The following is a 7245-nucleotide window of genomic DNA, read 5'->3' as shown; positions in this document are numbered from 1 at the left end:
GATGCTGGTGGCGATCAGGGTCGCATCCACCGTGCCGCCGCGCAGCGCCGCCACGGTCTGCACATCGCCGCCCAGCGTACCGGCCGGGAACACAGTCACCTTCAGCTTGCCCTGGCCCTTTTCGTTGACCTGATCGGCAAAATACTTGGCGCCGCGCCCCTGGAATGTATCCAGGTTGACCGCAAAACCGAGACGCAGGTTGCGCTCGCGGACTTGGGCTTCGGCCGCCGAGCAGGCGAGACCGGCGGCCAGGATGGCTGCCGCAGTCAGAAATGTCTTGATACGCATAGATAATCCTCCCTTTTTGGATTTCACTTGTAGTTACCGAGCAAAGAAGAAGTTCGCCGGGCCGGTAACAAGCCACGGAAAGACGATCAGCAGAGCGAGGACGATCAGTTGCGCGACCATGAAGGGCCACACGCCCTTGATCATGTCGTCCATGCTGATTCTGGAAACGCCGGCAACGACATTAAGCACTGTTCCTACCGGCGGCGTGATCAGGCCAATCGCGTTGTTGATAATGAACAGCACGCCGAAATAGACCGGGTCGATGCCCGCGGCCTTGATGATCGGCATCAGGATGGGGGTCAGGATCAGGATGGTCGGCCCCATATCCATCGCGGTGCCGACGATCACCACCAGGATCATGATGATGACCATCAGCAGCATCGGTTTGTCGATGAAAGGCTGCACCAGGTCGACCAGTGTGCTGGCGACCTCGGATACCGTGATCAGCCAGGAGGACAGCATGGCGCCGGCAACCAGGAACATGATGACGCTGGTGGTCATCGCCGCGCGCACCAGGATGCCGTATAGCGCGCTTAGCTTCATTTCGCGGTAGATCACGGTCGCGACGAAGAGGGCATAAACGGCAGCAACGACCGCGGCTTCAGTCGGCGTGAAGATGCCGAACTTGAGCCCCAGCACGATGATCAGCGGCAGGCCCAGGGCCCAGAAGCCATCGATGAAGGCCCGCAGAATCTGTGCCGCATTCTGCCTGGGCAGGCGCTCGACATTCTCACGCTTGGACACCCACCACCAGGCAAAAGACAGGCCAACCGCCAGCAGGATGCCCGGCACGATGCCAGCCAGGAAAAGCTTGGTGATCGAAACGCCACCGATGACGCCGAAAATAACGAAGCCGATGCTGGGTGGGATGACCGGCGCGATGATGCCGGCAGCCGCAATAAGGCCGCAGGAGCGCGCTTTGTCGTGACCGGCCCGCACCATCATCGGTACCAGGATGGCAGACAGCACAGCGGCATCGGCAATCGCCGAACCGGATAATGCCGCCAGGAAGGTGGCGGCAAGGATGGCGACATAGCCCAGACCGCCCTTGACATGGCCGATCAGGGCAATCGCAACATCAACGATGCGGCGGGACAGGCCGCCTGCATTCATGATCTCGCCCGCCAGAATGAAGAACGGTACGGCTAGCAGCGGGAAGCTGTCGACGCCGTTGATGACATTCTGGGCGACGATCTGCGGATCGAGCAGATCCAGGTAATGCATCAGGGCCGCGCCGCAGACCAGTAGCGCAAAGGCCAGAGGCATGCCGATGGCCATGGCCCCGAGCAGGGAGCCGACGAAAATGGCAATCGTCATTTCGGCTCTCCGGGCAGGTGCTCTTCGCTTTCCGTGACGGTGATCAGCTCTTCATCGGTCAGTTTGTCGGCCAGCGCGCGATACAGGTCATAGGCAATCATCGGCAGCGCAGATGCACTGAAAGCGACGCCCGCTCCGTAGAAAACACCGCTGGACAGGCCGGAAACCGGGGCCGGAACATCCATGTTGATCTGCATCTGCGTCCAGCTACCCGACAGCAGCAGCCAGGTGACGTACAGCATCAGCGCCTGGCTGACGATAAGGCAAAGACGCTTGCCACCGCGTGGCAGGGCCATGATGAGCGAGTCGAGGCCGAGATGCTGGCGCTCGCGCAGCGCCACGGTAGCACCAAGAAAGGTCAGCCAGACAAAGGCCCAGCGCGAGAGTTCTTCGGAAACGCTGATCCCGGAGTTGAAGCCATAACGCAGCACCACGTTGCCGAACACCATGACGACCATGGCGGATAGCAGAACGACCAGAATCAGCTTCAGGAATCGGAAGTAATAGTCTGCCACTGCGCTCATTCAGCCCTCGGACAGCGGCCTGCAACGGCCGCTCTGATGCGTTTCCCCGACCAATCCGCTGAATGTACGGTTTGGTACATTTTGTCGGCGCAAAATGTACGAACCAGTTCATTCTGTCAACAGCAGCGAAAAATGATGCGGCGCAGCATCTGCAATTTGCGTTTCTCGATACCGCTGCCCTGTGGTAATTTTTCGATGAAATGTACCATTTAGTACATTTAACGAATGCAAAAACAATTGGAGGAAACATGATCAGAACATTACTGGTCGCCGCGATGGCGACGCTCATGGCCTGTGCCGTTCAGGCCCAGCCGCTTGCTGACAAGTCTTTACCAGTGCGCGTGGAGCTGCACCCGATTCCCACACTGACCATCACCGATACCCAGTTCCTGTCTGGCGACAACAAAGGCAAAGAGGTGGTGCTGGGTGGTGAGTTGAGCATCGCGCAGGGTCCGGGTCGTTTGCCGGTCGTCATATTGATGCACGGATCGGGCGGCGCCGGCGCCAACACGCAATACTGGCGGCGCCATCTAAACGGAATGGGCATTTCGACCTTCGTCATCGATGGCATGACGGGCCGTGGCCTGACCGGCGTGGGTGACAATCAGATTCTTCTGGGCCGTCTCAATTTTATACTCGACATCTATAGATCGCTGGAAATACTGGCCAAGCATCCTAGAGTCGACCCCAACCGCATCATCCTGATGGGATTCTCTCGCGGCGGCCAGGCGGCGCTCTATGCCAGTGTCGAACGCTTCCAAAAGCTGTGGAATAAGAGCGGGGTCAGTTTTGCAGCCTATATCGCCTTCTATCCCGATTGCGGCACCACCTATCGTGAGGATGGCAAGGTCGCGGCCCGACCAATCCGCATCTACCACGGCACACCGGACAATTATAATCCGGTCTCTTCCTGCAAACCTTATATCGAACGCCTGAAGAAAGCCGGCACTGATATTCTGCTGACCGAATACCCCAATGCACCGCATGGTTTCGACAATCCGCTCGGCGCCAATCCCGCCGTCCCCACCCGGGCTGACCAGTCGGTCCGCGACTGCAAGATCAGGGAAAACGACCAGGCCATCCTGATCAATGCGGCCACCAATACGCCATTCACCTACAAAGATGAATGTGTGCGCATTGGTCCGACTGTGGGTCACGATCCAGACGCCACCCGCGCCGTCACCATTGCAGTCAGCGAGTTTGTGCAGACCGTGTTGAAGCCGTAGGACTGCCGTTCAAACAACTGTAAAGCAGGCACCACAAAATGGGGCTCCTCACTGATCGGCAGGAGCCCCATTCCGCGAGCGCTGTTTATCAACGCTGGCGAATATTTCTAGGCTGACAACGGGTTCAGTGCCGTTCGCCGAGATTTCGAGAGCGCGCAAATCAGTTAGGACACTCAGAAGAGACGCCCAAATGAGATGCCAGATACTAGAGTTTGAAAATGCTCTGAAAGACCGATCGGGTGATAGACCCGAGAGGCCTCGAGAAAGCACCTCTTGTGGAAGCAATCCCTGCCGAGGCCATATCTGGGCAATCTGAATGGAGATGCTAGAGGACCAGCAAAGCCTAGCGGGATAGATTGCCCCGATCATTGTCGCGTGCAAAGAGGCTCAAGCCAATGAGCGACATGATCGGTTGACTCAATCCGGAACAGGAACGCTCGATTCTTCAAATGATTGTCAGCATCTCAAACCGTGGCTTGCATGGCGCTGGGGGGGGGGTCGTTAGTAAGGCTTAGCCCAGTTGGCACTGTTGTCGATGACCTTGTCGAGCAGCCCCAGAAGCGTTTGGCGCTCGCTATGATCAAGGCAGGCCATCATGTCGGCTTCGCGCGCCACGAAGCTGGCGAGAATCTTTTTATAAATCTCACGTCCAGCACCCGTGAGATGTAGCACGAGACGACGGCCATCTCGCACATCGGCGCTCCGCACGATCAGCTTCTTGTTCAGCAACTGCCGGACGGCCTTAGAGATGCTGGTCTTTGGTCGGCCTGAGACGTCGCTGATCTGCTGCGCGTTCAGATCCGGGCGCTGCGTCAGGCAGAACAGAATGATCCACTCAGGACGTGACAGGCCGAACGCCTGCTCCATATTCTTCACAAGGGGGCCGACATAAAAATTCGCCACGTAGTTCAGGCGATAAGCCACCGGGATCGGATTGCCTTTCAGGACGGCCGCCAGCCTCTCGCGGCGGCCGAAATCGCCATCGGGCTCCCATACCGTACGCCCTTCATCTGCTGGCAATTTCGCAGTCTTTCTCATCTTCGGATCTCTCGGTCGAGTGATTCGCTTCTGTCTTCGTCCAGAAAACGCCTGATCGGATCATACCACTGGCGCCGGTTTCGCTCGACGCACAGGAAATGGGAGCCCGGCGACACGATATGATATTCCTTGTCGCGCGACGCCACGCGGCCCAGCAGACTACGCGCGTCGCTATCTGTCGATGTCGTGTCGCCAGCGCCGCGAATGATCAGGATCGGCATTGTCAACTTTTCTGGCTCATAGAGCGGCTGACCATTGAACACGGTGACAAGATCCAGAAGAGCCCCATTGGGGATCCGCAGCGCCGGCGGACGATGTGACTGCGCGCGGGGATCGGCGGCAGAGAGCGCCGAAAAGATCGCCTCCGCGATGTTCGGCTCACGGCGACTATCTGGGTCCTCGCCCCCAAGATCGCCCGTCCAGCGCAGCGTCAGCTCCTCCAACGTCAGCAGGCGATAAGCGCCAAATCGCGGATGGAGTTGCCGGCGGTTGTCAGGGTTCGCGATACGCTCGAGCCATGCCTCGTTCTTCTCGGCATAGAGCGGTGCGGAAAGCACCAGCCGCGCAACGTTCTGCGGGTATCGGGTTGCATACAGCGCCGCCGTGATCGTTCCCCACGAACTTCCGATCATATCGAGAGCGCCCGCGTTCTCACGAGCCCTGATGAAGTCAACCGCCGCCCCGATGTCCAGGACGGCATGTTCCAATGTACCGAATGGCGGATTCGCGTCCGGCGGCGCGTCCATCACGCGGCCATTCAACGACAGGCCGTAGCCGCGTATATCGATCGCATAGACCGCGCGACCGCTGCTCGCCAGGTCGCGCAGCATCGAATATCCCGCGACGGGCAAGTCAAACAGGGTGGCGCCGAGGGTCGAACCGTGAACTACCAAGACCGGCCGCAGCCTATTATTCTTGCCCCGGCTCCCGCGTTGAATGAGCCCGAGCCAAACGTCGTCCGCCTCGGGGGCGCGCAGCCGATGCAGGTGGGCTTGTTCGCCGTTCCCTATTCCATCCTTGATCGTTTGCACCATCGCCATTCCCCGGCCCGCCACTCCGTCTCAAATGAGCTTGGATTCCTCGCGCGCTCGGCATATAGTACATTGATGTACTAATTCGTGCTAGTACCAACTATTATGCCGAACGGCAAATGAAGAAGAATCCACAGGGGAGAGAACCGATGAAGATCACTCGCCGTACTGCCATACAGACCAGCCTCGCCGCCTCGGCCATGCTGGCCGCGCCCAGTATCGTACGCGGACAATCCAGGCCCAGCGCGGCGCGCACAATCCGCGCGGTCATGCACGGCGACATCCCGACCTACGACCCGATATGGACGACGGCGAATATGGCCGGCTACCACGGCGGCATGGTCTACGACACCCTGTTCGGCATTGACGGCAACCAGCAGCCCCAGCCGCAGATGGTCGGCCGACATGGCGTCTCAGACGACAAGCTGACCTATACATTCGAGCTGCGCGACGGGCTCAAGTGGCATGATGGCTCGGCAGTCACCACGGCCGACATCGTGCCCTCTCTGAAACGCTGGGCCGCGCGCGACGGCGGCGGGCAGCATTTGATGGAAAGGGTCAAGGACCTATCCGCCAAGGATGAGAAGACGTTCAGCATCACACTGCGGGAGCCTTATGGCCTGGTGCTGGACGTACTGGCCAAGACCAACATGCCGATGTGCTTCATGATGCGTAAGAAGGAGGCCGAGACCGATCCGATGCAGAAGATCGATCAGGTCGTCGGCTCCGGGCCTTTTACGCTCAACCTCGACGAAACCAAGCCTGGCACGCAGTATGTGTACGACCGCAACCCGAACTACGTGCCGCGTGCGGAGGCCGCGTCCGGTATCGCTGGTGGCAAGGTCGCCAAGGTCGACCGCGTCATCATGATCAATATGCCGGACGCACAGACCGCGGTCGCCGCCTTGCAGGCCGGCGAGATCGACTTCTATGAAGTGCCGCCAACCGATCTGCTGCCGCAGCTCGAGAGCGACCGCAACATCAAGATCGAAGTGCTGAACGGGCTTGGAAATGTCGGCCAGGTACGGCTCAACTACCTGCATCCGCCCTTCGACAACATCAAAGCACGCCAGGCAATGCTATACATCGTAAAGCAGAGCGACGTGCTGAAGGCCACCTTCGGGGATTCGAAATACGTCAAGCAGGTGTCGTCGTATTTTGGCATGGGCACACCCATGGAAAACGACGCCAATATCGATTGGTTCAAAGGCGGGCAGAACCTCGCCAAGGCGCGTGAACTGTTCAAGGAGGCCGGCTATGACGGCCGCCCGATCGTCATTATGCAAGCGACGAATATTGCTGTGATGAGCAACACGAGCCTCGTTATCGCGCAGGCGATGCGGCAGGCCGGCCTTAACGTCCAGGTTGAGGCTATGGACTGGTCGAACGTCGTGCAGCGTCGCTCTAGCAAGGCCCCGCCAAACCAGGGCGGCTGGAACATCTTCATCACTTGGTCGGGTGGTGCCGCCATTGGCAATCCGATCCTTCTCTCCGCCCATGCTGCAACCGGCGACAAGGCCTGGTTCGGCTGGCCCTCCGATGCCAAGCATGAGGACCTGCGCAACAAATGGGCCCTGGCCCCGACGCTGGATGCACGCAAGACTGTGGCCCGTGAGCTCCAGGAAAATGCGTGGAATTTCGTGCCCCAGCTCTACTACGGACAATGGGTGCAACCGGCGGCCATGCGCCGCAATCTGCGAGGCGTGATCCCGGTCGCGGAGATTGTCCCATGGTGGAACGCGGAGAAGGTGTAAGCCTGATTATGCCCCCGGCGGCGCGGAGATGTAGAATATTCCTCCGCGCCTCCGGGACGAATTCTCC

At 59.2% G+C, this 7245-nt stretch carries 6 protein-coding genes and 1 pseudogene; 2 read left to right on the top strand and 5 right to left on the bottom strand.

From position 1 onward, the window contains the following. From AAG821_RS08795 to AAG821_RS08785, 3 genes and pseudogenes are all read right to left on the bottom strand, one after another. A pseudogene (locus AAG821_RS08795) lies at positions 1 to 288 on the bottom strand (TRAP transporter substrate-binding protein); the annotation flags it as partial. 33 nt (positions 289 to 321) lie between these two features. Then, positions 322 to 1605, bottom strand: a complete 1284-nt coding sequence (locus tag AAG821_RS08790; protein WP_341911025.1) for a TRAP transporter large permease subunit — start codon at positions 1603 to 1605, stop codon at positions 322 to 324. Next, on the bottom strand, positions 1602 to 2129 hold the full coding sequence (locus tag AAG821_RS08785; protein ID WP_341911023.1) for a TRAP transporter small permease: 528 nt from the start codon (positions 2127 to 2129) through the stop codon (positions 1602 to 1604). Before AAG821_RS08785 ends, AAG821_RS08790 begins: the two co-directional genes overlap by 4 nt. 275 nt (positions 2130 to 2404) lie before the next feature. On the opposite strand from AAG821_RS08785, the gene AAG821_RS08780 reads away from it, so the two are divergent. After that, positions 2405 to 3355: a dienelactone hydrolase family protein gene (locus tag AAG821_RS08780; protein ID WP_341911021.1), complete on the top strand. Its 951-nt coding sequence runs from the start codon at positions 2405 to 2407 to the stop codon at positions 3353 to 3355. 501 nt (positions 3356 to 3856) lie between these two features. Here the strand turns inward: AAG821_RS08780 and AAG821_RS08775 are convergent. Beyond that, positions 3857 to 4393 carry a MarR family transcriptional regulator gene (locus tag AAG821_RS08775; RefSeq protein WP_341911020.1) on the bottom strand — a complete coding sequence of 179 codons (537 nt, stop codon included), beginning with the start codon at positions 4391 to 4393 and terminating at the stop codon, positions 3857 to 3859. Continuing rightward, positions 4390 to 5433, bottom strand: coding sequence for an alpha/beta fold hydrolase (locus AAG821_RS08770; RefSeq protein WP_341911018.1), 1044 nt, complete (start codon positions 5431 to 5433; stop codon positions 4390 to 4392). Before AAG821_RS08770 ends, AAG821_RS08775 begins: the two co-directional genes overlap by 4 nt. Positions 5434 to 5573: 140 nt before the next feature. Between AAG821_RS08770 and AAG821_RS08765 the strand changes: the two genes are divergently transcribed. Continuing rightward, the gene (locus tag AAG821_RS08765; protein WP_341911016.1) at positions 5574 to 7178 is read left to right on the top strand and encodes an ABC transporter substrate-binding protein; all 1605 of its coding nucleotides are present in this window, start codon (positions 5574 to 5576) and stop codon (positions 7176 to 7178) included. Positions 7179 to 7245 lie beyond the last annotated feature (67 nt).

It is taken from the genome of Ferrovibrio terrae (assembly GCF_943372915.1).
Classification (GTDB): Bacteria; Pseudomonadota; Alphaproteobacteria; order Ferrovibrionales; family Ferrovibrionaceae; genus Ferrovibrio; species Ferrovibrio terrae_A.
The sequence above is the reverse complement of the archived record's forward strand: the minus strand, read 5'-3'. Positions and strand labels throughout refer to the sequence as shown.

Bases quoted from the DNA above. Each gene is read 5' to 3' on its own strand.
- AAG821_RS08770 (WP_341911018.1), bottom strand. From the start codon at position 5,433: ATGGCGATGGTGCAAACGATCAAGGATGGAATAGGGAACGGCGAACAA.
- AAG821_RS08785 (WP_341911023.1), bottom strand. From the start codon at position 2,129: ATGAGCGCAGTGGCAGACTATTACTTCCGATTCCTGAAGCTGATTCTG.
- AAG821_RS08765 (WP_341911016.1), top strand. From the start codon at position 5,574: ATGAAGATCACTCGCCGTACTGCCATACAGACCAGCCTCGCCGCCTCG.
- AAG821_RS08790 (WP_341911025.1), bottom strand. From the start codon at position 1,605: ATGACGATTGCCATTTTCGTCGGCTCCCTGCTCGGGGCCATGGCCATC.
- AAG821_RS08780 (WP_341911021.1), top strand. From the start codon at position 2,405: ATGGCGACGCTCATGGCCTGTGCCGTTCAGGCCCAGCCGCTTGCTGAC.
- AAG821_RS08775 (WP_341911020.1), bottom strand. From the start codon at position 4,393: ATGAGAAAGACTGCGAAATTGCCAGCAGATGAAGGGCGTACGGTATGG.